The organism is Williamsia sp. (genome assembly GCF_036566845.1).
Lineage (GTDB): Bacteria > Actinomycetota > Actinomycetes > Mycobacteriales > Mycobacteriaceae > Williamsia.
Window position 1 is genome coordinate 58,614 of the sequence record NZ_DATCVM010000152.1, and the last position, 25,185, is coordinate 83,798.

Here is a 25,185-nt window from a genome sequence, read left to right on the forward strand (position 1 = left end):
GCGCGTGAGTCAAGATCTACAACAGAGGGGCCGGCTGCTGGTTTTGGCCGGTCCCTCTGCTGTCGGCAAGTCGAGCGTTGTCCGTCGGCTCCGGGAATTGCTCCCCGAGCTGATGTTCAGCGTGTCGGCCACCACCCGCGATCCGCGGGCCGGTGAAGTGGACGGTCGCGACTATCACTTCGTCAGTCGCGACGAGTTCGATCGGCTCATCGAGGAGAACCAACTCCTCGAATGGGCTGAGATCCATGGCGGGCTGCAACGCTCGGGAACACCCGCCAAACCCGTGTACGAGGCCATGGAGCAGGGGAGACCCACTCTGGTGGAGGTCGATCTGGCCGGGGCGCGGAACATTCGCGACACGGTTCCGGAGGCCGTCACCGTCTTTCTGGCCCCTCCCAGCTGGGACGTTCTGGTCGCGCGATTGCGTGGCCGGGGCACCGAATCCGACGAGGTGATGGAGCGCCGACTGCAGACGGCGCGGGCCGAATTGGACAGCGCCGACGAGTTCGATCACGTCATCGTGAACGACGAAGTCGACTCAGTGGCCCAACAGTTGCTATCCTTGCTGGTTGAATCCCATTTGAATAATTCGTAGGAGAACTGTGAGCAGCTTGACCACCCAGGACGAGTTCATCGGCGAGGTCGACGCGACGGCGTACGACACCCCGCTTGGTATCACGAACCCGCCGATCGATGAGCTGCTCGAACGGGCTTCTTCGAAGTACGCACTGGTGATCTACGCGGCCAAGCGCGCGCGTCAGATCAACGATTACTACAACCAGCTCGGCGACGGGATCCTCGAGTACGTCGGCCCTCTCGTCGAGCCGGGCCTCCAGGAGAAGCCGCTCTCGATCGCGATGCGCGAAATCCACGCCGACCTGCTCGAGCACACCGAAGGCGAGTGACACCGACTCCCACGATTCCGGGTTTCCGGAATCGTGGGACAAGTGTTTGTCGGGGGGATCTGGTGACGGCGATCAAGTCGCGGCACCACGAGCGAGGATGAGGTTTCGTGGCCGAAGCGGTTAGTGGGCGCAAGAACATCGTTGTCGGCGTCGGTGGTGGAATCGCCGCGTACAAGGTCGGTTCCGTCATCCGCCATTTCACCGAGGCCGGTCACGGTGTGCGGGTCATCCCCACCGAATCGGCACTCAAATTCGTCGGCGCCGCCACCTTCGAGGCACTGAGCGGAAATCCGGTGAGCACCGAGGTGTTCGATGACGTTCCCCAGGTCGCACACGTGCGCCTCGGGCAGGAAGCCGACCTCGTCATCATCGCCCCCGCCACTGCCGATCTGATGGCACGGGCCGCGTCGGGCCGTGCCGACGACCTCCTGACCTCAACACTGCTCACCGCGCGATGTCCGGTGATGTTCGTGCCGGCGATGCATACAGAGATGTGGGAGCACCCAGCCACCCAGACCAACGTCCGCACCCTGCGTGAGCAGGGCGCCACGGTCATCACCCCCGCGTCCGGGCGCCTCACCGGTGTCGACTCCGGCGCCGGGCGTCTGCCCGACCCGCAGGAGATCGCCCTGCTCGGCGAACTCCTCCTCGAACGTTCCGACGCCCTGCCGTACGACCTGCGCGGCGTCAAGTTCCTGATCAGCGCCGGGGGTACCCGCGAACCCCTCGATCCGGTCCGCTACCTGGGCAACCGCAGTTCGGGTAAGCAGGGGTACGCCCTGGCCAGGGCCGCCGCACAGCGCGGCGCGCAGGTGACCCTGGTCGCCGGTGCCACCGCCGATCTCGCGACTCCGGCCGGAGTCGAACTCGTCCGCATCAAGTCCGCCCAGGAGTTGTCCGAAGAGATGGCCAAACGGGCGCCGGAGATCGATGTGGTGATCATGGCTGCCGCCGTTGCCGACTTCAGGCCGGTGTCCGTGGCCGAATCCAAGATCAAGAAGACCGGCGACGGTCCCGCACCGATCGAGTTGACGACCAACCCCGACATCCTGGCCGGTCTGGTGCGGGCCAGGCGCTCCGGAGAGATCCCCGGGGAGGTCTCGATCGTCGGCTTTGCCGCCGAGACGGGAGACGAGCATCATGGAGTCCTGGACCACGGACGCGCCAAGCTGGCCCGCAAGGGTTGCGATCTGCTCGTCGTGAACGCGGTCGGTGACGGTAAGGCGTTCGGCATGGATCACAACACCGGTTGGGTTCTCGCTGCCGACGGCCACGAGACCGCACTGCCCTTGGGAACCAAGACACTCATGGCGAGCCGAATACTTGACGCGGTGGTGGCCATGCGCCCTGATGAAGGGGCCACGCGCCCTGGTGGTGGAGCACCGATGGTCGATCTAACCCACAACACGAAGCCTGTGTAATTTGACAACACCAAGACTGTGTAATTTGAGGTCTGCGGGTCTTGACGCACCCACGCCCTGTCCGTTGAGGACTACCGTTCCGAGAGGAAATTCATGACCGATTCCCGTTTGTTCACAAGCGAGTCCGTCACCGAAGGTCATCCCGACAAGATCTGTGACGCGATCAGCGACTCGATCCTGGATGCTCTTCTCACCGAGGATCCACGTGCCCGGGTTGCGGTGGAGACGCTGGTGACCACCGGACAGGTCCATGTCGCCGGTGAGGTCAACACCACCGCGTACGCAGACATCCCCAAGATCGTCCGCGAGAAGGTCCTGGAGATCGGCTACGACTCGTCGGCCAAGGGCTTCGACGGCAACTCCTGCGGCGTCAACGTCGCGATCGGCGCGCAGTCACCCGAGATCGCGCAGGGCGTCGACAACGCTTACGAGTCCCGGGTCGAGGGCATCACCGAAGACGAGATCGCCCGTCAGGGCGCCGGCGACCAGGGCCTGATGTTCGGGTACGCCACCAACGAGACCCCCGAGTTCATGCCGGTGCCGATCGCGCTGGCGCACCGCCTCGCCCGTCGGCTGACCGAGGTCCGCAAGAGCGGCGTCCTGCCGTACCTGCGTCCCGACGGCAAGACCCAGGTGACCATCGAATACAACGGTGACAAGCCGGTTCGCCTCGACACCGTGGTCGTCTCCACCCAGCACGCCGCGGACATCGACCTCGAGAACCTGCTGACCCCCGACATCCGCAACCAGGTCCTCGGATCGGTCTTCGAAGAGCTCAACCTCCCGTTCCTCGACACCAGCGATGTACGCCTTCTGGTCAACCCGACCGGCAAGTTCGTCCTCGGCGGCCCGATGGGCGACGCCGGTCTGACCGGCCGCAAGATCATCGTCGACACCTACGGCGGCATGGCCCGTCACGGCGGCGGTGCCTTCTCGGGCAAGGATCCGTCGAAGGTCGACCGCAGCGCCGCGTACGCGATGCGCTGGGTGGCCAAGAACGCGATCGCAGCCGGACTGGCCGGACGCATCGAGGTCCAGGTCGCCTACGCCATCGGCAAGGCCGCCCCGGTGGGTCTGTTCGTCGAGACCTTCGGCACCGAGAACGTCGATCCCGCCAAGATCCAGTCGGCGATCACCGAGGTGTTCGACCTCCGTCCCGGTGCGATCATCCGCGACCTCGACCTGCTGCGGCCGATCTACGCACCGACCGCCGCCTACGGTCACTTCGGCCGTACCGACATCGACCTGCCGTGGGAGAGCACCGACCGCGCGGAGAAGCTTCGCGCGGCGGCGGGTATCTGACCGTAGTCCGTCCGAGCCAGGCCCATCGCCCCCAAGAACGATCGTGAGCCCGCCCCGCAGCTCCCGATCGCGCGTGTTCTGCCGTTGCTGGGTCTGGCACATCTGGATCGGCCGTTCGACTACAAGGTGACGGCCGCCCAGCATGAGGAAGCCAGGCCCGGTGTCCGGGTGCGGGTCCGCTTTTCCGGACGCCTGGTCGACGGCTATCTGCTCGAACGCATCGAGGCGAGTGACCATCCGGGCCGGCTCGGTTGGCTCGAACGGGTGGTGTCGCCGGAGCAGGTCCTGACTCCGGAACTGGCTGTTCTGGCCCGGGCGGTCGCCGATCGGTACGCGGGGACCATGACCGATGTCCTGCGGCTCGCGATACCGCCGCGCCATGCCCGGACCGAACAGGCCACACCGGTGCCACCCGGCACGCCGGTCCCGCCGACGGTGGATCTCGCGGGTTGGGAGCCCTACCGGCATTCCGACTCGTTCCTCGGTGCGGTCGCCGACGGCAAGGCCGCGCGAGCAGCCTGGCAGGCGCTGCCCGGTGAGGACTGGCCGGCCCGGCTCGCCGAGGTCGCCTGCCACGCCATGATCAGCGGCCGCAGCACGATCATCGTGGTGCCCGATCAGCGTGACCTGAACCGGCTCGAAGCCGCCTGCGCCGCTCTGATCGGTGATCGGGTCGTCTCCCTGTCGGCAGGGCTGGGTCCGTCGGCCCGGTACCGCCGCTGGCTGCGCGCGCTGCGTGGACAGGCGGCCGTGGTCATCGGAACCCGCAGTGCGGCCTTCGCGCCGATCCCGAACCTGGGTCTGATGGTGGTCTGGGACGACGGCGATGACAGCTTGTGTGAACCGCGTGCGCCCTATCCGCACACCCGGGAGGTCGCGGTCCTGCGGTCGCATTCCGAAACCTGTGCGCTGATCCTCGCGGGTGCAGGACGCACGACCGAGACCCAGGCGCTGGTGGCGGCCGGATGGGCCCACGACCTCACCGCGCCCCGGGCCGTCGTACGCGAACGGACTCCCCGGATCAGGGCGCTGTCCGACGAGGACAACCAGGTCGCCCGGGACCCTCTGGCCCGCTCGGCACGGATCCCGGCGGTGGCCTTCGACGCCGCCCGCGCCGCCGTCGCGGCCGACGCCCCGGTCCTGTTCAGCGTGCCCCGGCGCGGTTATCTGCCGTCGCTGGCCTGTGAACGGTGCCGGTCACACGTCCGGTGCCGCCGTTGCCACGGACCGATGCAGGCCGACGGGCCCGTCAGGGCGGACAGCTCCGGACCCGGGATGCTCAGTTGTCGCTGGTGCGGCCATCCCGAAGCCGACTTCCGGTGTGCCGAATGTGGTTACACCAAGGTCCGGGCGCTGACGACCGGGGCCAGTCGCACGGCCGAAGAGCTGGGGCGGGCATTTCCCGGTGTCCCGGTTCTGACGTCCGGTGGCGACAAACTCGTCGAAAGCGTCGACCCCGGTGCCCGTGTGGTGGTGTCGACTCCCGGCGCCGAACCGGTCGCGGCCGGTGGTTACGGCGCGGTCATCCTCCTGGACACCTGGGCACAACTCGATCGCACCGAACTGCGGGCCGGTGAAGAAGCGGTCCGGCGGTGGCTGTCGGCCGGAATGCTCGTGCGTCCGCATGGTCAGGGCGGGACGATGGTGGTGGTCGCCGATGCCGGACTGGCGCCGGTGCAGGCGGTGATCCGCTGGGACCCGGTCGGCTACGCGCAAACCGAACTCGACCAACGCACCGAACTCGCCTTTCCACCTGCGGTGACGATGGCGTCGATCGACGGAGCCGGTCCGGCAGTGCTCGCCTTTGCCGAAACAGTGACCCTGCCCGAGGGCGGGGAAGTGCTCGGACCCGTCGAACTGCCGGCCGGGGTCCGCCTGCCGTCCGGTCTGGATCGGGCCGAGGTGCCCGATCCGCAGCGAATACTGTTGCGCTGCAAACGTTCGGACGGCCGTGTTCTCGCCGCGGCACTGCGAGTGGCCCAGATCGGCCGGAACACCCACCACGAGACATCTCCGATCCGCGTGCAGATGGATCCACCGACCATCGGCTGACAACGCCCGCCCCACTAAGCTGTCCGGAGGCCGTCAGGAACTTCAGGCGGCCTCCCGGCCGTGAACTGCGGGCGGTCGCCGACGCGGACGCGGGCGGTTTTCTCGACCATGGAGGTAGTACATGCGGGTGGTGTTCGCGGGCACACCTGAGCCCGCCGTCGGATCGTTGCAGGCGTTGATCGACTCCGACCGCCATGAGGTCGTCGGTGTGATCAGTCGTCCCGATGCCGCGGCCGGTCGTGGCCGCAAGGTGTCGCGCTCGCCGGTCGCGCAACTCGCCGACGAGAACGGCATCCCGGTCATCACACCTCGTCGTCTCGGGGATCCCGAAGCGGTCGACCAACTCGAGCAGTGGGCGCCCGAGTGCGCCCCGGTGGTCGCATACGGCGGTCTGGTTCCGGCATCGTTGCTCGACCTGCCGACCCATGGCTGGGTGAACCTGCATTTCTCGCTGCTGCCCGCATGGCGCGGTGCCGCACCCGTCCAGGCGGCGATCGCGGCCGGGGACGAGATGACCGGTGCCACCACCTTCCGGATCGAGGCCGGTCTCGACACCGGTCCGGTGTTCGGTGTGGTCACCGAACGGATCCGGCCCACCGACACTGCGGGCGACCTCCTCGAACGATTGGCGGAGACCGGTGCCGGTCTGTTGGTGTCGACCATCGACGGACTCGAGGACGGTGCACTGATCGCGGTGCCGCAGCCGACCGACGGGATCAGCACGGCGCCGAAGATCACCATCGACGACGCCCGCATCCGCTGGGACCTGCCGGCACATCTCGTCGATCGCCACATCCGGGCGATGACACCGGCACCGGGTCCGTGGACCACTCTGGGTGACCTGCGGGTCAAGGTCGCGCAGTGCTCGATCGTGAAGGATTCGGTTGTGAGTGATTCCGAGGAACGGCCGGCGGCCGGCGAACTCCTCGTCACCAAGAGAGCACTCATGGTCGGAACCCAGACCGATCCCATCCGCCTCGATGTGGTGCAACCGCAGGGCAAGAAGGCCATGGCCGGTGCTGACTGGGCACGCGGAGCCAGACTCACCAACGGACAGGCACTGTCATGAACCAGCCCCTCACAAACCGATCTGGCGGAAACCCCTCTGGCGAGCCGCGCGAATCCACCCCGATCGACCCGGCGCGCATCGCGGCCGCCGATGTGTTGGCCGCCGTCCGTGAACGTGACGCCTACGCCAACCTGATCCTGCCGAAGATGTTGCGGGACAGAAAGATCAGTGGACGCGATGCCGCGCTGGCGACCGAGCTGACCTACGGCACGAGCCGGGCGGCGGGCACGTTGGACCAGATCATCGCTCACGTCGCCAAGCGCCCCGTCGCTGACATCGACGGTCCGGTACTCGACGTACTGCGCCTGGGCACCTACCAGCTGTTGCGGACGCGGATCGGTGCTCACGCAGCGGTGTCGACGTCGGTGGACCTGGTGCGTTCCCGGGTCGGGCACGGCCCGGTCGGCTTCGTCAACGCGATCCTGCGCAAGATCTCCCAGCGCGACGAAGAGCTGTGGGTGCAGGAGTTGGCCCCGCCGATCACCGAAGACCTGATCGGTCACCTGGCGTTCCAGTACGCGCATCCGAAGTGGATCGCGGAGGTGTTCAACGAGGCCCTCGGAGGTTCGGCCGGTGCGCTGCAGGCGGCGCTCGCCGCGGACGACGAGCGGCCCCTCACGCATCTGGTGGCCCGCCCGGGTCTGCTGACAGCGGAAGAACTCGCGCTGATCACCGGCGGCGAGGTCGGGCTCTACTCGCCGTATTGCGTGTACCTCGACGGTGGTGATCCCGGTGACCTCGACCCGATCCGCGAAGGGATCGCAGGTGTTCAGGACGAAGGCAGTCAGCTGGTTGCCCGGGCACTGGAACAGGCGCCACTGATCGGCGACGACAACGGCCGCTGGCTCGACCTCTGCGCCGGCCCGGGAGGCAAGGCGGCGCTGCTCGGTGCGCTCGCCGAGATCGACGGAGCCCGCGTCGACGCCATCGAGAAGGCGCCCCACAGAGCGGAATTGATCCGTAAGGCGACCCGCGACCTGCCCGTCGACGTCCAGGTCGCGGACGGCCGTGATCCGGGCCTGGAGCCCGGCTACGACCGGATCCTCGTCGACGCACCCTGCTCCGGTCTCGGTGCGCTGCGCCGCCGTCCAGAGGCCCGCTGGCGCCGCAGCCCCGGCGATGTCACCGAACTCGTTGTGCTGCAACAACAATTGCTGGAATCCGCGGTCAATCTCCTGCGTCCGGGCGGTGTGGTGGTCTACGCGACGTGTTCGCCGCATCCCGCCGAGACGTCGCAGGTTGTCGACCGGGCGGTCGACGAACTGCCCGTCACCGCCATCGACACCCGGGAACTGGTCCCGATCGACGGCCTGGGACCCGGTCCCTACGTGCAGTTGTGGCCACATCTCTACGGCACCGATGCGATGTTCTTCGCCGCACTCCGCAAGGACTGACCCAAACGCTCCAGTTCTACGAGGACGCTCCGGGTGCAACCGGAGCGTCCTCGTAGAACAGGAGCGTCTGCGGGGCACATAGGATTGCGGTCATGCAGACTCCACCGATGATCGCGCCGTCCATCCTGTCCGCCGATTTCGCAAAGCTCGGTTCTGAGGCCGACGCGGTGAAAGGTGCCGACTGGCTGCACGTCGACGTGATGGACGGACATTTTGTACCCAACCTCACCCTGGGACTGCCGGTGGTGCAGAGCCTGCTGAAGGCCACCGACATCCCGATCGACTGCCACCTGATGATCGAGGATCCGGCGCGCTGGGCTCCGGGCTACGCCGAGGCCGGTGCGTACAACGTCACGTTCCATGCCGAGGCCACCGATGATCCGATCGCGGTCGCCAAGGACATTCGCGCGGCGGGCGCCAAGGCGGGCCTGAGCATCAAACCCGGCACCGACCTCGACCCCTACCTCGAGATCCTCAAGAGCTTCGACACCCTGCTGGTGATGAGCGTCGAGCCGGGGTTCGGCGGGCAGTCGTTCATCGCCGGCGTACTCGACAAGGTGCGCCGCGTGCGCTCGCTGGTCGATGCCGGCGAACTGCGCATCCTGGTGGAGATCGACGGCGGGATCAACGCCGACACCATCGAACAGGCCGCCGAGGCCGGCGTCGACTGCTTTGTCGCCGGCTCCGCGGTATACGGCGCAGCCGATCCCGCAGAAGCCGTCGAATCGCTCCGCGCCCAAGCACTTTCGGGGCGAGCGCTGGCATGACCGGGCTGATCGGCGACGCGATGCGCCGGGCGATCACGGAATCGTACGGCGGGCGTGGTCCGAGCACCCCCAATCCACCGGTGGGCGCGGTGATCCTCGACACCGAAGGGGCCGTCGTCGGCGTCGGACACACCGAGCCGCCGGGCGGCGCTCATGCCGAGGTGGTTGCACTCGGACAAGCGGGTTTGCGTGCCGCGGGTGGGACCGCAGTGGTCACCCTCGAACCCTGCAACCACACCGGGCGCACCGGTCCGTGTACCGAGGCCTTGATCGCGGCGGGTGTCCGCGCGGTGGTCTACGCGGTGGCGGATCCGAACCCGTTGGCCGGCGGGGGTCACGCCCGGCTCGAGGAAGCCGGAATCGCGGTCCAGGCCGGTGTCGGTGTCGACGAGGTGCGGGAAGGGCCGTTGCGGGAGTGGCTGTTCCGGCAGGACCGCGGCCGCCCGATGGTGACCGCGAAGTTCGCGGCATCGATCGACGGCCGGATCGCCGCACCCGACGGGACCAGTCAGTGGATCACAGGAAGCGCGGCGCGCGAGCGGGTGCACGACGAGCGGGCGCAGATCGACGCCATCGTCGTCGGCACCGGAACCGTTCTCGCCGACAACCCGTCGCTGACGGCCCGGTACCCCGACGGCTCGTTGCGCGAACATCAGCCGCTGCGGGTGATCGTCGGACGGCGGGAGATCCCGGCGGACGCCAAGATCTTCGACTCGAGTGCGCGTACCGAGCAGATCACCGAGCACGATCCCGCCCGGGTGATCGAGCAACTCGGCGGACTGACCAACGTTCAGGTCGAAGGTGGCGCGACGCTGCTGGGGGCGTTCTTCGCCGCCGGACTCGTCGATCGCGTCCAGGCGTATCTGGCGCCGCTGGTGATCGGCGGGGGAGCGTCCGCGGTGGTCGACCCCTCGGTCCTGACCCTGGCCGCGGCCCGGCGGTTCACCACGGACGGTGTCGAAACACTCGGCGACGACGTTCTGCTCACCTTGACCACAACCCTCTGACCGGCAGTTTCCCGATGTCCGCCCAGATCAGGGCATATACCGGGTGTGATAGTTTCTATGTTGGAAGTTCTCGGGGCGGGGCGTAATTCCCCACCGGCGGTAATGGTGAATCGACGTCAGTTCGGACACCGAGCCCGCGAGCGCCCTCACCCGGTGAGGGGTCGAGCAGATTCCGGTGAGATCCCGGAGCCGACGGTCATAGTCCGGAGGTGAGAGAACTCCACCTGGTGGGTCCACGCGACCCGCCATGTGCCGCCCTGAGATCGCACACGCGATTTGAAGGAGTAGGCGATGTTCACGGGAATCGTCGAGGAACGCGGCAGCATTGTGGCGCGTGAAGACTTGACCGACGCGGCGCGGTTCACTGTTCGGGGCCCGCTGGTCACCAGCGATGCCGGCCACGGAGACTCGATTGCGGTCAACGGGGTGTGTCTGACCGTCGTCGACCTCTCCGGCGACGGCGCCTTCACCGTGGACGTGATGGGTGAAACCCTCCGGCGCAGTTCACTGGCCGACCTCGGCCCCGGCAGTCCGGTCAATCTGGAGCGCGCGATGCCCGCCAGTGGGCGATTCGGCGGCCACATCGTCCAGGGCCACGTCGACGGCATCGGAACCGTGCAATCGGTCACACCCGGTGAGAACTGGACCGTCGTGCGTATCGGGACCGCCGGCTCCATAGCGCGCTACATCGTAGAGAAGGGATCGATCACGGTCGACGGTGTTTCCCTCACCGTTTCGACCATCGGCCCGGACTGGTTCGAGATCTCACTCATCCCAACCACTCTCGCGTTGACGACCTTGGGCGATGCGGTCGCCGGGGTGGTCGTTAACCTGGAGGTCGACGTGATAGCCAAATACGTCGAACGGCTATCTGCGATCGGAGTGGAGTGATGAGCAACCAGGTGGGCGCCGGTTCCGGGCTGCAACAGGGCACGAAGTTCGACACGATCGAACGTGCGATCTCCGACATCGCCGCGGGCAAGGCCGTGGTGGTCGTCGACGACGAGGACCGCGAGAACGAGGGCGACCTGATCTTCGCCGCGGAAATGGCCACACCGGAACTGGTGGCGTTCATGGTCCGGTACACCTCGGGGTACCTGTGCGTCCCGCTCGATGGCGACGACTGCGACCGGCTCGGACTGCCGCCGATGTACTCGGTGAACCAGGACAAGCACGGCACCGCGTACACCGTCACCGTCGATGCCCGCGAGGGGATCGGCACCGGTATCAGTGCCTCCGACCGGGCGGCGACCATGCGGTTGCTCGCGGATCGAACCACTTCCGCCAACGACTTCACCCGCCCCGGTCACGTGGTGCCGCTGCGCGCCAAAGAGGGCGGTGTACTGCGCCGCCCCGGTCACACCGAGGCAGCCGTGGATCTGGCCCGGATGGCCGATCTCGCTCCGGCCGGCGTGATCTGCGAGATCGTCAGCCAGAAGGACGAGGGTGCGATGGCGCAGACCCCCGAACTCCGGGTCTTCGCCGACGAGCACGACCTGGCGCTGATCTCGATCGCCGATCTGATCGCCTGGCGTCGTCGCCACGAGAAGCATGTCGTCCGGGTCGCCGATGCGCGGATTCCCACGCGACACGGTGCCTTCCGCGCTGTCGGTTACACCAGCATCTACGACGAGGTCGAGCACGTGGCCCTGGTCCTGGGTGACGTGGCCGGAACCGATGGCGAAGGCAACGACGTGCTGGTCCGTGTGCACTCGGAATGCCTGACCGGTGACGTCTTCGGGTCGCTGCGCTGCGATTGCGGCCCACAGCTCGACGCCGCCATGGAAATGGTGGCGGCCGAAGGACGCGGGATCGTTCTCTACATGCGCGGACACGAAGGCCGGGGCATCGGGCTGCTCCACAAGTTGCAGGCGTACCAGCTGCAGGACGCCGGATCCGACACCGTCGACGCAAATCTGGAGCTGGGCCTTCCCGCCGACTCCCGCGACTACGGCCTCGGCGCCCAGATTCTCGTCGATCTCGGCGTCTCGTCGATGCGGCTGCTGACCAACAACCCGGCCAAGCGGGTGGGTCTGGACGGCTACGGCCTGCACATCACCGAGCGGGTGGCGATGCCGGTCCGGCCCAATGCGGAGAATCTGCGGTACCTGCGCACCAAGCGTGACCGGATGGGACACGACCTCGTCGGACTCGACGACCTCCATCACGGCGATGATCTGAACCACGACACCGAACTGAGCGGAGGCAACCCAGCATGAGCGGTGCCGGAGAACCAACCCTGAATCTCGGCGATGCCAGCGCTCTGCAGCTGGCCATCGTTGCCTCGCAATGGCATACGACGATCTGCGAATCGTTGCTCAACGGCGCCACCAAGGCGGCTGCCGAGGTCGGGATCACCGATCCGACGATCGTGCGGGTGGCCGGTGCCATCGAACTGCCCGTGATCGTGCAGGCATTGGCCCGCAATCACGATGCCGTGGTTGCGCTCGGAGTTGTCGTCCGCGGCGACACACCGCACTTCGAGTACGTCTGTGATGCGGTCACCAGCGGTCTGACCCGGGTGTCGCTCGACGAGTCGACCCCGGTCGGCAACGGCGTGCTCACCACCAACAACGAGCAGCAGGCCCTCGACCGCGCGGGTCTGCCGGACTCGAAGGAAGACAAGGGTGCTCAGGCCGCCACCGCGGCGATCGCGTCGGCACTGACACTGCGCGCCCTGTCGCGCGGTGAGCACCACGCCGGGATCTGATGAGTTCGCGAGAGAGATCGAATGCCAGGGCTGCGGTGACCGACGAGCCCCGCTGGCTGATGAACTATCGACCCCGTAAGTCGCCGCGCTATGCGATGGTCGCCGCCGCGGTGGTCATTCTCGCGCACCTGATCATCGCGCTGCTGCTCCACGTCGGCGACACCGGTGTCGATTTCAAGATCGCCGACCAGATAGCGATGGTCGGCCTCGGAGTGATCATCGGTGGATCGTTCATGCTGATCGCGCGGGCCCGGATCCGGATCGGGGCCGAAGGTGTCGCGGTGCGGAATCTGTTCAACGAACGGGTTTTTGACTGGTCCGTCATCGAGGGCATCCGGTATCCGCGCAGCGGTAGCTGGGCCCGACTGGAACTGCCCGAGGACGAGCACGTGCCGATCCTGGCCATCCAGGCGAACGACGGCGAACGTGCGGTCGCGGCCATGGCCGAGGTTCGGATTCTTCACGACCGGTTCGGCGCGCAGGACTGAGCGCCCGGCCAGTAGATTTACCGACTGTCGGGCTCGGGTACTAGCCTGGATTCGTGGCTGACCCGACGACGTACCGCCCGGCTCCGGGGAGCATCCCCACCGCCCCCGGCGTCTACAAGTTCCGGGACGCGCATCAGCGAGTGATCTACGTGGGCAAGGCAAAGAGCCTGCGCTCGCGTCTCACGTCGTACTTCGCCGACCTGACGTCGCTCCACCCGCGGACTCGCCAGATGGTGACCACCGCGGCCTCGGTCGAGTGGACCGTGGTCGCGACGGAGGTCGAGGCGCTCCAGCTCGAATACAACTGGATCAAAGAGTTTGATCCGCGCTTCAACGTCCGTTACCGCGACGACAAGAGCTATCCGATGCTGGCCGTCACGATGGCCGAGGAGTATCCGCGGCTGTTCGTCTATCGCGGACCCCGGCGAAAGGGCGTTCGTTACTTCGGACCGTATTCACATGCCTGGGCGATCCGGGAGACCCTCGATCTGCTGACCAGGGTGTTCCCGGCCCGCACCTGCTCTTCGGGTGTGTTCAAACGTCATCGCCAGATCGACCGGCCCTGCCTGCTCGGCTACATCGACAAGTGCGCGGCACCGTGCATCAATCGGGTCAGCGCCGCCGAACACCGCGTCATCGTGCAGGACTTCTGCGACTTTCTGGCCGGCCGCACCGATCGGATGATCAACACGCTGCAGGGCCAGATGGAACGTGCGTCGGCCGATCTCGATTTCGAGCGGGCCGCCCGCCTGCGTGACGACGTCGCCGCCCTGCGCCGGGCACTGGAACGCCAGTCGGTGGTTCTGGGAGACGGCACGGACGCCGACCTTGTTGCGATCGAGGGGGATCAGCTCGAGGTCTCCGTCCAGGTGTTCCACGTCCGGGGCGGCCGGGTTCGCGGGCAGCGCGGCTGGATCGTCGAGAAGTCGGGCGACGACGACCTCGCCGACCAGGTCGGGCAATTCCTCACCCAGTTCTACGGCGAGCAGGTCGATCAGGCCGAGTCGGTGTCGGTCGACGAGGGACACGCCAGCGCCGATCCCGTGCCCAGGGAGGTTCTCGTCCCGGCACTTCCGCCCGATGCGGATGAGGTCCGCGTCTGGTTGTCCGGGCTGCGCGGCAGCAACGTCGACCTCCGGATCCCACAGCGCGGTGACAAGAAGGCACTGATGGAAACCGTGCACCGCAATGCCGCCGACGCGTTGGCCCAGCACAAACTCAAGCGAGCCGGCGACCTGACCACCCGCTCTGCGGCGCTGACGGAGATCCAGGACACCCTCGGTCTCGACGCCGCGCCGCTGCGCATCGAGTGCATCGACATCTCGCATGTGCAGGGCACCGATGTGGTGGCCTCGCTCGTGGTGTTCGAGGACGGCTTGCCACGCAAGTCCGACTATCGTCACTATTCGATCAAAGAGGCCGCCGGAGAAGGGCATTCCGACGACGTGGCATCCATTGCGGAGGTCACCCGGCGCCGGTTCCTGCGCCATCGGATCGATGTCGCCGACGGACAGCCGAGTGCCGTCGGTGGGGGAGAAGGTGCCGGCGCAGAAGGTGCTGCGGTTGAGGGAGGAGACGGGGGCGACGTCGCTCCCGAAGCCGCGATCGATCCGAAAACCGGACGGCCGCGCCGATTCGCGTATCCGCCCAACCTGTTCGTGGTCGACGGTGGTGCGCCGCAGGTCCACGCAGCCGCAGCCGTGCTCGACGAACTGAACATCAGCGATGTGGCCGTGGTGGGTCTGGCCAAACGCCTCGAGGAGGTGTGGGTGCCCGGCGATGATGATCCGGTGATCTTCCCCCGCACGAGCGAGGCCCTCTTCCTGCTGCAGCGGGTCCGGGACGAGGCCCACCGCTTTGCGATCTCCTTCCACCGGAGCAAGCGCAGCAAGCGGATGACGGCCTCGGCGCTTGACGGCGTGCCCGGGCTGGGCAGTGCGCGGCGCACGGCGCTCGTCTCCCATTTCGGATCGGTGGCCAATCTGCGCAAGGCCACCGTCGAGCAGATCGCAGAGGTTCCGGGGATCGGCCAGATGACCGCACGGGCAGTGCAAGCGGCGCTTGTCGAACATAATCAGACCAGCGAACAGACAGGACCCACACCGTGAGTGAAGTCGAAAGCGCGGTCACGCCGCCGCCCGCACAGGCCCCCGACGTATTGCTGGTCACCGGTTTGTCCGGCGCCGGCAGCAGCACCGTGGCCAACCTCCTCGAGGATGCCGGCTGGTACGTCGCGGACAACGTGCCGCACACGTTGATCGGTTCGATGGTGGAACTGGCCAGCGGCGCCGATTCGGCGATCTCCCGGCTGGCCATCGTGATGCGTATCCAGGACAACTCCTACGCGTCGGTGCTGGAGACCCTGCGCGCCGATCTCGACCGGGTCGGCATCGAACCCCGGGTGGTGTTCATCGAGGCCTCCGATCAGGTACTGGTCCAGCGCTTCGAGCAGGTTCGCAGGCGGCATCCCTTGCAGGGCACGGGCACTCTGATCTCCGCGATCGTGACCGAGCGCGCGATGCTGGCCGCGGTCAAGGAGCGGGCCGATCTGGTCATCGACACCTCCGGACTGTCCGTGCAGCGACTCCGGGTGATCATCGAGGGCGCCTACGCCGAGGCCTCCGTCGCCGACGTGAGCGTGGTGGTCGAATCGTTCGGATTCAAATACGGCCTGCCGATCGATGCCGACATGGTCGCCGATGTCCGCTTCCTGCCCAACCCGTACTGGGTTCCGGAACTCAAGGACCACAGCGGCCTGGAGCAACCGGTCCGCGATTACGTCCTGGGACAGGAGGGGGCACCGGAGTTCCTCGAGAAGTACGAACAGATCCTCAGGTTGGTCGGTGCCGGATATCGGCGGGAGGGCAAGCGTTACATGACCGTTGCCATCGGGTGCACCGGCGGCAAACACCGCAGCGTCGCGATCACCGAAGCCCTCGCGGCGTCATTGTCGAAGGCGACCGACGCCGAGGGTGCGTTCTCGGTGCGGGTGGCCCACCGCGACCTGGGACGCGAATGAAGATCGTGGCTCTCGGGGGAGGGCACGGCCTGTACGCAACACTGACCGCGATGCGCCTGTTGAGCGACGACGTGACCGCGGTCGTCACGGTCGCCGACGATGGCGGTTCCTCGGGCCGGCTGCGATCCGAACTCGGGATACTGCCGCCCGGAGATCTCCGGATGGCGATTGCGGCCCTGCTTTCGGCCACCGAACCGCCGACCGATGTCGCCGAGACCGGACCGGGTGTGCGCGGACCCCAGGAGTGGGCGTCGTTGCTGCAGCACCGTTTCGGTGGACGCGGTGCGCTGGCCGGGCATCCGGTCGGGAATCTGCTGCTGGCCGGGCTCACCGAGGCGACCGGTGACGCGGTGGCGGCGCTGGAGATGATGACCACGCTGTTCGGCGTCCGCGGCCGGGTTCTGCCGATGGCGACCACTGCGCTCGAGATCGAGGCGGACGTCTCCGGGCTCGAGGAAGACCCGCGTATAAGCCGGCCGATCCGGGGGCAGGTGGCGGTGGCCACGACCCCGGGCAAGGTGCGCCGTGTTCGTCTGTCCCCGAACCCGCCGCCGGCCTGCCCGGAAGCGATCGAAGCGATCGAGACCGCCGATCTGGTTGTCCTCGGGCCGGGTTCCTGGTTTTCCAGCGTCATCCCGCACGTCCTCGTCCCCGATCAGCTCGCCGCCCTCAAGCGGACGTCGGCGACGAAGATGCTGATCGTCAATCTGGCGCCGGAGCCCGGTGAGACAACGGGATTCTCGGTGGAACGGCACCTGCACGTCCTGCTCGCCCACGCCGACGATTTCCGGGTCGATCACGTGATCGTCGATTCCGGTTCCGTGCCCGTCGGATCGGAGCGCGAACACGTTGAACGTGCGGCCGCAAAGTTCGGCGCTACGCTTCACGATGGCGAACTCGCGGTAGCCGGAACCCATACCCACGACCCGGGGAGGGTTGCGGCTCTCGTAGTCGCTCTGTGCGATAGTGAATCGGCAGGCTACCGATCGAAAGTTGAAACGACATCCAAAGAGGGAGAACGCGTCCGGTGGCGATGACATCCGCGGTCAAAGACGAACTGAGTCGGCTGGCGGTGACGCAGGTGAGTTCCCGAAAGGCAGAGGTTTCGGCGCTGCTGCGATTCGCGGGCGGGCTGCACATAGTGGCCGGCCGGGTGGTTGTGGAGGCCGAGGTCGACCTGGGTAACGTCGCGCGCCGATTGCGGCGCGAGATCTTCGACCTCTACGGATACAACTCCGAGGTTCACGTCCTCAGCGCCGGCGGCATCCGCAAGAGCGCTCGCTACATCGTGCGGGTCACCAAGGACGGCGAGGCACTGGCTCGTCAGACCGGTCTGCTCGACATGCGCGGCCGGCCGGTACGTGGACTGCCGGCACAGGTGGTCGGCGGTAGCGTCGGAGACGCCGAAGCGGCCTGGCGGGGTGCATTCCTGGCCCACGGTTCACTGACCGAACCCGGCCGTTCGTCGGCCCTCGAGGTCAGCTGCCCCGGTCCGGAAGCCGCGTTGGCGCTGGTGGGCGCCGCCCGCCGACTCGGAGTGACCGCGAAGGCCCGAGAGGTCCGCGGTGCCGACCGGGTTGTGATCCGGGACGGCGAAGCCATCGGTGCGCTGCTGACGCGGATGGGTGCGCAGGACACCCGGTTGACCTGGGAAGAGCGCCGGATGCGGCGTGAGGTCCGGGCGACGGCCAACCGCCTGGCGAACTTCGACGACGCCAATCTGCGCCGGTCCGCCCGCGCCGCGGTGGCCGCGGCCGCCAGGGTCGAGCGGGCGCTGGAGATCCTCGGCGATCAGGTTCCCGACCACCTCATCTCCGCCGGTCAGCTGCGCATCACGCACCGGCAGGCCTCACTCGAGGAACTCGGTCAGCTGGCTGATCCGCCGATGACCAAAGACGCTGTGGCAGGACGCATTCGACGGCTGCTGTCGATGGCGGACAAGAAGGCCCGGGTCGAAGGCATCCCGGACACCGAGTCGGCGGTCACCGCCGACCTCCTCGACGACGAATAGACAGTCATCAGGGTTTGCCCGGCCCGCCCGATTCGGGGCCTGCTGCCGCAGGTCCGGACCGGACGTGCCAGGTGGTCGGTCGCCGACTAGGCTGATCACTGCCGCAGAGGCCGGGGCCGCAGGATGGCCCAGCACAACGCAAAGCTAAGGAGCTCATAGTGACCGTTCGGGTAGGCGTCAACGGATTCGGCCGGATCGGCCGTAACTTCTTCCGCGCAATCGAGGCACAGAAGGCGCTGGGCACCACCGACGTCGAGATCGTCGCAGTCAACGACCTCACGGACAACGCGAGCCTGGCACACCTGCTCAAGTACGACTCGATCCTCGGCCGCCTGCCGCAGGATGTCACGCTCGAAGGCGACGACACCATCGTCGTCGGTGACAAGAAGATCAAGGCGCTCGCGCACCGCGGACCGCTCAATGAACTGCCGTGGGGCGACCTCGGTGTCGACGTCGTCGTCGAATCGACCGGCATCTTCACCGACGCCGCAAAGGCGAAGGGCCACCTCGAGGCAGGTGCCAAGAAGGTCATCATCTCCGCACCCGCCAAGGGCGAAGACATCACGATCGTGATGGGCGTCAACGACGACAAGTACGACGGCAGCCAGAACATCATCTCGAACGCCTCGTGCACCACCAACTGCCTGGGCCCCATCGCCAAGGTTCTCGATGACGAGTTCGGCATCGTCAAGGGCCTGATGACCACGATCCACGCGTACACCCAGGATCAGAACCTCCAGGACGGCCCGCACAGCGACCTGCGTCGCGCCCGCGCCGCCGCCCTCAACGTCGTCCCCACCGGCACCGGTGCCGCCAAGGCGATCGGGCTGGTCCTCCCGCAACTGCTGGGCAAGCTGGACGGCTACGCACTGCGCGTGCCGATTCCGACGGGCTCGGTCACCGACCTCACCGCGAACCTGCGCAAGTCGGCGTCGGTCGAAGAGATCAATGCCGCGATGAAGGCTGCTGCCGAGGGACCGCTCAAGGGCATCCTGAAGTACACCGAGGCACCGATCGTGTCCTCCGACATCGTCACCGATCCGCACTCGTCGATCTTCGACGCCGGACTCACCAAGGTGATCGACGACCAGGTCAAGATCGTGTCCTGGTACGACAACGAGTGGGGCTACTCGAACCGCCTCGTCGATCTCATCGGCCTGGTTTCCAAGTCGCTCTAAAGGGTTAGCGCCCTTTGGATTTCGGCCATTTCTGCTGTACCCCGTATCCCGCCTGTACCCGCATCCTGCCTGTACTCGTCACACTGAGCGCCCGGAGACAACGCATCTGATGACCACCTCGGTACCCACCCTCGCCGACCTGCTCGAGACCGGAGTGGAAGGCCGGACCGTCTTGGTCCGTTCCGACCTCAACGTTCCGCTCGACAATGGCAAAATCACTGATCCAGGTCGCATCCTGGCATCGGTGCCCACCATCAAGTCCCTGTCCGATGCGGGTGCGAAGGTCATCGTGACCGCGCATCTCGGTCGACCGAAAGGTGCACCGGATCCGGCGTTTTCGCTGGCCCCGGTCGCCGAGCGGCTCGGCGCCGAGCTCGGACGCAACGTCCAGCTCGCCACCGACGTCGTCGGTGGTGACGCCCTCGCCCGGTCGGAAGGGCTGACCGACGGGGACGTGCTGTTGGTGGAAAACGTGCGGTTCGATCCGCGCGAGACCTCCAAGGATGCCGCCGAGCGCGAGAAGCTCGCCAAGGCGCTGGTGGATTTGACCGGCGATGAGGGTGCGTTCGTCTCAGACGGGTTCGGCGTGGTCCATCGTGAGCAGGCATCGGTGTACGACGTGGCAAAGCTGTTGCCGCACTACGCCGGTGGCCTGGTCGCGGCCGAGGTCGAGGTGCTGGCCAAGCTGACCACCGACACCGCCCGCCCGTACGCGGTTGTGCTCGGTGGATCTAAGGTCTCCGACAAACTCGGTGTCATCGAGGCTCTGGCCCCCAAGGTCGACACCCTGGTGATCGGCGGCGGTATGGCGTTCACGTTCCTGGCGGCCCGCGGATTGCCGGTCGGTGGATCGCTGCTGCAAGAAGATCAGATCGGCGTCTGCAAATCTCTTCTCGAACGTTTCGGCGATGTCATCCACCTGCCGGTGGATGTTGTCGTCGCAGACAAGTTCGCAGCCGATGCCGAGTCGAAAGTCGTGTCGGCAGAAGAGATCCCGGACGGCTGGATGGGTCTGGACATCGGTCCCGAATCGGTCAAGCGGTTCGCCGCGGTACTGGGCGAGGCCAAGACCGTATTCTGGAACGGGCCTGCGGGTGTGTTCGAGTTCGAGAAGTTCGCGTCCGGCACCAAGGGGCTCGCCGAGGCCATCATCGGTGCCACCGCAGGCGGGGCGTTCTCCGTCGTCGGAGGCGGCGACAGCGCTGCCGCGGTTCGGCTGCTCGGCCTTCCCGAAGACGGCTTCTCCCACATCTCCACCGGTGGCGGGGCTTCGCTGGAGTACCTCGAGGGCAAAGAACTGCCCGGCCTGACCGTATTGGAGAGCTGAGATGGCATCGCGTAAACCGCTGATCGCGGGCAACTGGAAGATGAATCTGAACCATCTCGAGGCCATCGCCCTGGTTCAGAAGATCGCCTTCGCCCTGCCGTCGAAGTACTTCGACAAGGTCGACGTGACGGTGATCCCGCCGTTCACCGACATCCGTAGCGTGCAGACCGTGGTGGACGGCGACAAACTGCTGCTCACTTACGGTGCGCAGGATCTGTCTGCGCACGATTCGGGCGCCTACACCGGTGAGATCAGCGGCTCGTTCCTGGCCAAACTCGGTTGCACCTTCGTGGTGGTCGGACACTCGGAGCGTCGCACCCTGCACGGTGAGACCGACTCGGTGGTGCTGGCGAAGACCAAGGCGGCTCTCAAGCACAAGCTGACCCCGATCGTGTGCTTGGGCGAGGGCTTGGAGATCCGGGAGGCCGGCGACCACGTCGACTACAACATCGAGCAGCTCAAGGGCTCCCTCGCGGGTCTGAGCTCCGCGGAGATCTCGAAGGTCGTCATCGCCTACGAACCGGTCTGGGCCATCGGCACCGGACGGGTCGCCAGCGCCGGCGACGCCCAGGAGGTGTGTGCGGCGCTGCGTGCGACGCTGGCGGAACTGGCCGACGCGAAGGTCGCAGACTCCGTCCGCATCCTGTACGGCGGATCGGTGAACGCCAAGAACGTGGGGGAGATCGTCGGGCAGACCGACGTCGACGGCGCCCTGGTCGGCGGAGCATCGCTCAAGTCCGACGAGTTCGCCACCCTGTCGGCCATCGCCGCCGGTGGTCCGTTGCCTTGACCTTCCGATTCTGGTGGCTTTTGGCGAGCAAAACTGCAGGTCACGCTCGCCAAAAGCCACCATTTCGGGGTTTTGCGGTATGGCCGGGTACAGTCGTAGATCGGCCGCTCGAACTTCAGATCTGATGGGAATCAACACGTGAAGCTTGCCCTGGACATTGGACTCGTGATCACCAGCGTTTTGCTGATCGCTCTGGTCTTGCTCCACCGCGGTAAAGGTGGCGGCTTGTCGTCCCTGTTCGGTGGCGGCGTTCAGTCGAGCCTGTCGGGTTCGTCCGTCGTAGAGCGCAACCTCGACCGGTTGACCGTGTTTGTCGGGCTCATCTGGACGATTTTCATCCTCGGTATCGGTCTCGATATCAAACTCTCGTAAATCCTCCGCGTCGTACGGGTCGTTGGCGTGCACAACCCGTCGCGATCCGGAGATACTGGACCGGTGACTGAAAAGCGCCCTGCTGTGCCCCGTCCGGAACCAGGTAGTACCGATCGAGAACTGACCGAGCCGTTACGTGAGGACATCCGCCTTCTCGGCGGAATTCTCGGCCAGATCGTGCGCAAGCACGCCGGCGAAGCGACTTTCGACCTCGTCGAGAAGGCTCGGGTCGAGTCTTTCCGGGTCCGACGTTCGGAGATCGATCGCGCGGAGCTGGAAGAGTTGTTCCGCGACATCGATGTCGCCGACGCCATCTCGGTCATCCGCGCATTCAGCCACTTCGCGCTGCTGGCCAACCTCGCCGAGGACATCCATCGCGAGCGTCGGCGGGCGATCCACGTCCGGGCCGGTGATCCGCCGCAGGATTCGTCCCTGGCCGCGACCTACCGCAAGCTCGATTCCGCCGGCCTGGCCGACGAGCAGGTCGGCAAGGCCCTCGCAGATGCCACCGTGGTCCCGGTCATCACCGCGCATCCCACCGAGACCCGTCGCCGAACCGTCTTCGAGGTACAGCACCGGATCACCGAGCTGATGCGCTTTGCCGGGCGAACAGAGTTGACACCCGACGAACGCAACGACGTGAATGTCGCGCTGAACCGGCAGATCCTGACACTGTGGGAAACCGCGCTGATCCGGTTGGAGCGCCTGCAGATCCAGGACGAGATCGAAGTGGGACTGCGCTACTACGATGCGGGTTTCTTCGAGGTCATCCCGCGTATCAATGCCGAACTGCGCGCCTGGTTGCAGCAGCATTATCCGGCCGCCGGGATTGCCGACGATCCGATGTTGCGGATGGGTTCGTGGATCGGCGGTGACCGTGACGGCAATCCGTTTGTCACCGGTGAGATCGTCGGAATGGCCACCCGTCGTGCAGCAGAAACCGCTGTGTCCCATCATCTTTCAGAACTGACGTTGCTCGCCCAGGAGCTCAGCCTGTCGTCGAGACTCACCGCGGTCAGCGACGCGGTACTCGCGCTCGGGGGCGTGGAGCGGGGGACCACCGACGCAGATGAGCCGTATCGCAAGGCTTTACGCGCCATTCGGGCCAGGCTATCGGCGACCGCGGCCCGGCTGTTCGACGACCGCTTTGTCGCCGTCAACGACGGCGGTTTCCCGCCCGACGGCGCCGACAGTTATGCCGACGCCGCCCAGTTGCTCGCCGATCTCGACCTGATCGATGTGTCGCTACGCGCGAACAGTGACGACGAACTCGCCGACGACCGCTTGCTCACACTCCGTGAATCGGTGCGGGCCTTCGGCTTTCATCTCTCCGGCCTCGACATGCGGCAGAACTCCGACACCCACGAGGAAGTGGTTGCCGAGCTGCTGGCCTGGGCCGGTGTGCACCCCGACTATCTGTCCCTCGACGAGCCGCAGCGGGTGGAGATCCTCACCGCGGAGCTGAGTAACCGAAGGCCGCTGACCGGACCGGCCGCCGAGCTGTCGGAACTGGCGAACAAAGAACTCGACATCGTCCGGGCCGCGGCCGCCGCCGTCTCTGCGTATGGGCCCGAAGCGGTCCCGAATTACATCATCAGCATGTGCACCTCGGTGAGCGATCTGTTCGAGGCGCTGGTGCTACTGAAGGAGTCCGGGCTGTTCGATCCGGGCTCACCGGACACCCCGCCGAGCTCATCGGTCCGGGTGGTACCGCTCTTCGAGACCATCGAAGATCTGCAGCAGGGGGCGCAGACAATTCTTGCCGCCCTTCAGATCCCGCTGTTCCGGGCGCTGGTCGACCAGCAGGGCAGCATGCAGGAGATCATGCTGGGCTACTCGGATTCCAACAAGGACGGTGGCTATCTCGCCGCCAACTGGGCGCTCTACCGGGCCGAACTCGACCTCGTCGAAGCTGCCGAGAAGGCCGGGATCAGGCTTCGGCTCTTTCACGGCCGGGGCGGCACCGTCGGCCGTGGCGGTGGCCCGAGCTATGACGCCATCCTGGCGCAGCCACCGGGTGCGGTTCAGGGATCGCTGCGGATCACCGAGCAGGGTGAGGTGATCGCGGCCAAGTACGCCGAACCGGTGATCGCACGCCGCAATCTGGAGACCCTGTTGTCCGCGACCATCGAGTCGTCGTTGCTCGACACCGAAGGTCTGGGCGCCGAAGCGGAATCGGCATACGCGGTTCTCGACGAACTCGCCGCGCTCGCCCGAAAGTCTTATAGCGAACTGGTCCACGAAACGCCTGGGTTTGTCGAATACTTCGTGAATTCGACTCCGCTGTCAGAGATCGGTTCGCTGAACATCGGAAGCCGTCCGGCATCTCGAAAGCAAACCGAGAAGATCTCCGACCTGCGTGCAATTCCGTGGGTTTTGTCGTGGTCGCAGTCGCGGGTGATGTTGCCCGGTTGGTATGGGACCGGAGCGGCTTTCGAACAATGGATCGGCGACGACGAGCACCGCCTGGAAACCCTGACCCACTATTACGAACAGTGGCCGTTCTTCCGGACCGTGATGTCGAACATGGCCCAGGTCATGGCGAAATCGGATATGGGTCTGGCAGAACACTATTCACGTTTGGTGCCCGACGAGGCGTTGCGCGAGAAGGTGTTCGGGATGATCACAGCCGAACACGAGCGGACCACCGCGATGTATTTCAAGATCACGAAGACGGACGATCTGCTGGCCGACAACCCCGCCCTCAAGCGGTCGGTTTTCAACAGGTTCCCGTACCTCGAGCCGCTGAATCATCTGCAGGTCGAGCTGTTGCGCCGCTACCGCGGTGGCGATGATTCCGATCTGGTTCGCAGAGGTATTCAGCTCACCATGAACGGACTCGCCACCGCGTTGCGGAACAGCGGTTAGAAGGTTTCGTCGCTCTTCCAGGTGGTGACGGCCCAGATCACGACGAGATCGATGGCGATGACCAGGATCGCCCAGAGCGGGTAGTACGGCAGCCACAGGAAGTTCGCGATGATCGACAGAGCCGCGATGATGATCGCGCCGATGCGGGCCCATGACGCTCCGGTGAACATGCCGATCGAGATGGCGACGCCGACGATACCGAGGATCAGATGGATCCATCCCCAGGTTGTCAGATCGAATTTCCATGTGTATTCCACACCGACCACGAAGACTTCATCTTCGACGATGGCGGAGATACCCTGGAAAATGCCGAGGACGGCAACAACAAAGAGGAGTATTGCGGCGGCAAACACAGTTCCACCGGCCAAGCCCTGCTTGACGGGGTGGCGTTCGGACGGGCTGGTCATGTGATTCTCCTAGGCTCGGATGATCAAAACCCTGGGCCGAGTATCGGATCAGGCAGCACGTATTGCCAACGTGGTCTTGTCATGATCGATGCGTCCCG

Annotated in this window: 23 protein-coding genes and 1 riboswitch; of the genes, 22 read left to right on the plus strand and 1 reads right to left on the minus strand. The window is 66.1% G+C overall.

Going from position 1 to position 25,185, the window contains the following annotated elements; all coding sequences use genetic code 11:
- The first annotated feature begins 4 nt into the window (after positions 1–4).
- From gmk to ppc, 22 genes are all read left to right on the plus strand, one after another.
- Complete coding sequence (gene gmk / locus VIQ49_RS14800; protein ID WP_331885872.1) at positions 5–595, plus strand: guanylate kinase; 591 nt, start codon at positions 5–7, stop codon at positions 593–595.
- A 7-nt stretch (positions 596–602) separates the two neighbouring features.
- Positions 603–905 (plus strand): DNA-directed RNA polymerase subunit omega, encoded by a 303-nt coding sequence (gene rpoZ, locus VIQ49_RS14805; RefSeq protein WP_020108885.1) that lies wholly within the window; start codon positions 603–605, stop codon positions 903–905.
- A 107-nt stretch (positions 906–1,012) separates the two neighbouring features.
- Positions 1,013–2,326 (plus strand): bifunctional phosphopantothenoylcysteine decarboxylase/phosphopantothenate--cysteine ligase CoaBC, encoded by a 1,314-nt coding sequence (gene coaBC, locus VIQ49_RS14810; protein ID WP_331885874.1) that lies wholly within the window; start codon positions 1,013–1,015, stop codon positions 2,324–2,326.
- A gap of 93 nt (positions 2,327–2,419) precedes the next feature.
- Positions 2,420–3,628 carry a methionine adenosyltransferase gene (gene metK, locus VIQ49_RS14815; protein ID WP_331885876.1) on the plus strand — a complete coding sequence of 403 codons (1,209 nt, stop codon included), beginning with the start codon at positions 2,420–2,422 and terminating at the stop codon, positions 3,626–3,628.
- A 66-nt stretch (positions 3,629–3,694) separates the two neighbouring features.
- Positions 3,695–5,680 carry a primosomal protein N' gene (locus tag VIQ49_RS14820; protein WP_331885928.1) on the plus strand — a complete coding sequence of 662 codons (1,986 nt, stop codon included), beginning with the start codon at positions 3,695–3,697 and terminating at the stop codon, positions 5,678–5,680.
- A gap of 121 nt (positions 5,681–5,801) precedes the next feature.
- Positions 5,802–6,749 carry a methionyl-tRNA formyltransferase gene (fmt, locus tag VIQ49_RS14825; protein WP_331885878.1) on the plus strand — a complete coding sequence of 316 codons (948 nt, stop codon included), beginning with the start codon at positions 5,802–5,804 and terminating at the stop codon, positions 6,747–6,749.
- The gene (locus VIQ49_RS14830; RefSeq protein ID WP_331885880.1) at positions 6,746–8,143 is read left to right on the plus strand and encodes an RsmB/NOP family class I SAM-dependent RNA methyltransferase; all 1,398 of its coding nucleotides are present in this window, start codon (positions 6,746–6,748) and stop codon (positions 8,141–8,143) included. The genes fmt and VIQ49_RS14830 overlap by 4 nt, the downstream gene beginning before the upstream one ends.
- Positions 8,144–8,235: 92 nt before the next feature.
- Positions 8,236–8,910, plus strand: a complete 675-nt coding sequence (gene rpe, locus VIQ49_RS14835) for a ribulose-phosphate 3-epimerase (RefSeq protein ID WP_331885882.1) — start codon at positions 8,236–8,238, stop codon at positions 8,908–8,910.
- On the plus strand, positions 8,907–9,917 hold the full coding sequence (gene ribD / locus VIQ49_RS14840; RefSeq protein WP_331885884.1) for a bifunctional diaminohydroxyphosphoribosylaminopyrimidine deaminase/5-amino-6-(5-phosphoribosylamino)uracil reductase RibD: 1,011 nt from the start codon (positions 8,907–8,909) through the stop codon (positions 9,915–9,917). The genes rpe and ribD overlap by 4 nt, the downstream gene beginning before the upstream one ends.
- A gap of 62 nt (positions 9,918–9,979) precedes the next feature.
- Positions 9,980–10,140: riboswitch (FMN riboswitch) on the plus strand.
- A 68-nt stretch (positions 10,141–10,208) separates the two neighbouring features.
- Positions 10,209–10,808 carry a riboflavin synthase gene (locus tag VIQ49_RS14845; protein ID WP_331885886.1) on the plus strand — a complete coding sequence of 200 codons (600 nt, stop codon included), beginning with the start codon at positions 10,209–10,211 and terminating at the stop codon, positions 10,806–10,808.
- Positions 10,808–12,136 carry a bifunctional 3,4-dihydroxy-2-butanone-4-phosphate synthase/GTP cyclohydrolase II gene (locus VIQ49_RS14850; protein WP_331885888.1) on the plus strand — a complete coding sequence of 443 codons (1,329 nt, stop codon included), beginning with the start codon at positions 10,808–10,810 and terminating at the stop codon, positions 12,134–12,136. The genes VIQ49_RS14845 and VIQ49_RS14850 overlap by 1 nt, the downstream gene beginning before the upstream one ends.
- Positions 12,133–12,627, plus strand: a complete 495-nt coding sequence (gene ribH, locus VIQ49_RS14855) for a 6,7-dimethyl-8-ribityllumazine synthase (protein WP_331885890.1) — start codon at positions 12,133–12,135, stop codon at positions 12,625–12,627. Before VIQ49_RS14850 ends, ribH begins: the two co-directional genes overlap by 4 nt.
- The gene (locus tag VIQ49_RS14860; RefSeq protein ID WP_331885892.1) at positions 12,627–13,115 is read left to right on the plus strand and encodes a PH domain-containing protein; all 489 of its coding nucleotides are present in this window, start codon (positions 12,627–12,629) and stop codon (positions 13,113–13,115) included. The genes ribH and VIQ49_RS14860 overlap by 1 nt, the downstream gene beginning before the upstream one ends.
- Positions 13,116–13,168: 53 nt before the next feature.
- Positions 13,169–15,223 carry an excinuclease ABC subunit UvrC gene (gene uvrC / locus VIQ49_RS14865; protein WP_331885894.1) on the plus strand — a complete coding sequence of 685 codons (2,055 nt, stop codon included), beginning with the start codon at positions 13,169–13,171 and terminating at the stop codon, positions 15,221–15,223.
- A complete protein-coding gene (gene rapZ / locus VIQ49_RS14870; RefSeq protein ID WP_331885896.1) occupies positions 15,220–16,134 on the plus strand; it encodes an RNase adapter RapZ in 915 nt (304 codons plus the stop codon). Before uvrC ends, rapZ begins: the two co-directional genes overlap by 4 nt.
- Positions 16,131–17,171: a uridine diphosphate-N-acetylglucosamine-binding protein YvcK gene (locus VIQ49_RS14875; RefSeq protein WP_331885898.1), complete on the plus strand. Its 1,041-nt coding sequence runs from the start codon at positions 16,131–16,133 to the stop codon at positions 17,169–17,171. Before rapZ ends, VIQ49_RS14875 begins: the two co-directional genes overlap by 4 nt.
- Positions 17,162–18,145 (plus strand): DNA-binding protein WhiA, encoded by a 984-nt coding sequence (whiA, locus tag VIQ49_RS14880; protein WP_331885900.1) that lies wholly within the window; start codon positions 17,162–17,164, stop codon positions 18,143–18,145. Before VIQ49_RS14875 ends, whiA begins: the two co-directional genes overlap by 10 nt.
- A gap of 158 nt (positions 18,146–18,303) precedes the next feature.
- On the plus strand, positions 18,304–19,323 hold the full coding sequence (gene gap, locus VIQ49_RS14885) for a type I glyceraldehyde-3-phosphate dehydrogenase (protein ID WP_331885902.1): 1,020 nt from the start codon (positions 18,304–18,306) through the stop codon (positions 19,321–19,323).
- A 109-nt stretch (positions 19,324–19,432) separates the two neighbouring features.
- Positions 19,433–20,650, plus strand: coding sequence for a phosphoglycerate kinase (locus VIQ49_RS14890; protein ID WP_331885904.1), 1,218 nt, complete (start codon positions 19,433–19,435; stop codon positions 20,648–20,650).
- A 1-nt stretch (position 20,651) separates the two neighbouring features.
- Positions 20,652–21,440 (plus strand): triose-phosphate isomerase, encoded by a 789-nt coding sequence (gene tpiA / locus VIQ49_RS14895; RefSeq protein ID WP_331885906.1) that lies wholly within the window; start codon positions 20,652–20,654, stop codon positions 21,438–21,440.
- Between the two features lie 138 nt (positions 21,441–21,578).
- Positions 21,579–21,812, plus strand: coding sequence for a preprotein translocase subunit SecG (secG, locus tag VIQ49_RS14900; RefSeq protein WP_331885908.1), 234 nt, complete (start codon positions 21,579–21,581; stop codon positions 21,810–21,812).
- Positions 21,813–21,875: 63 nt separating this feature from the next.
- Positions 21,876–24,680 (plus strand): phosphoenolpyruvate carboxylase, encoded by a 2,805-nt coding sequence (ppc, locus tag VIQ49_RS14905; protein WP_331885910.1) that lies wholly within the window; start codon positions 21,876–21,878, stop codon positions 24,678–24,680.
- Here the strand turns inward: ppc and VIQ49_RS14910 are convergent.
- Entirely contained in the window at positions 24,677–25,087 is a 411-nt protein-coding gene (locus VIQ49_RS14910; protein WP_331885912.1) for a DUF7144 family membrane protein, read from the minus strand. The genes ppc and VIQ49_RS14910 overlap by 4 nt on opposite strands.
- Positions 25,088–25,185 lie beyond the last annotated feature (98 nt).

Coding starts and splice junctions, on each gene's coding strand:
- fmt (WP_331885878.1), top strand. CDS start 5,802: ATGCGGGTGGTGTTCGCGGGCACACCTGAGCCCGCCGTCGGATCGTTG.
- VIQ49_RS14845 (WP_331885886.1), top strand. CDS start 10,209: ATGTTCACGGGAATCGTCGAGGAACGCGGCAGCATTGTGGCGCGTGAA.
- VIQ49_RS14890 (WP_331885904.1), top strand. CDS start 19,433: ATGACCACCTCGGTACCCACCCTCGCCGACCTGCTCGAGACCGGAGTG.
- VIQ49_RS14910 (WP_331885912.1), bottom strand. CDS start 25,087: ATGACCAGCCCGTCCGAACGCCACCCCGTCAAGCAGGGCTTGGCCGGT.
- ribH (WP_331885890.1), top strand. CDS start 12,133: ATGAGCGGTGCCGGAGAACCAACCCTGAATCTCGGCGATGCCAGCGCT.
- VIQ49_RS14875 (WP_331885898.1), top strand. CDS start 16,131: ATGAAGATCGTGGCTCTCGGGGGAGGGCACGGCCTGTACGCAACACTG.
- VIQ49_RS14860 (WP_331885892.1), top strand. CDS start 12,627: ATGAGTTCGCGAGAGAGATCGAATGCCAGGGCTGCGGTGACCGACGAG.
- VIQ49_RS14830 (WP_331885880.1), top strand. CDS start 6,746: ATGAACCAGCCCCTCACAAACCGATCTGGCGGAAACCCCTCTGGCGAG.
- metK (WP_331885876.1), top strand. CDS start 2,420: ATGACCGATTCCCGTTTGTTCACAAGCGAGTCCGTCACCGAAGGTCAT.
- rpe (WP_331885882.1), top strand. CDS start 8,236: ATGCAGACTCCACCGATGATCGCGCCGTCCATCCTGTCCGCCGATTTC.
- VIQ49_RS14850 (WP_331885888.1), top strand. CDS start 10,808: ATGAGCAACCAGGTGGGCGCCGGTTCCGGGCTGCAACAGGGCACGAAG.
- ribD (WP_331885884.1), top strand. CDS start 8,907: ATGACCGGGCTGATCGGCGACGCGATGCGCCGGGCGATCACGGAATCG.
- tpiA (WP_331885906.1), top strand. CDS start 20,652: ATGGCATCGCGTAAACCGCTGATCGCGGGCAACTGGAAGATGAATCTG.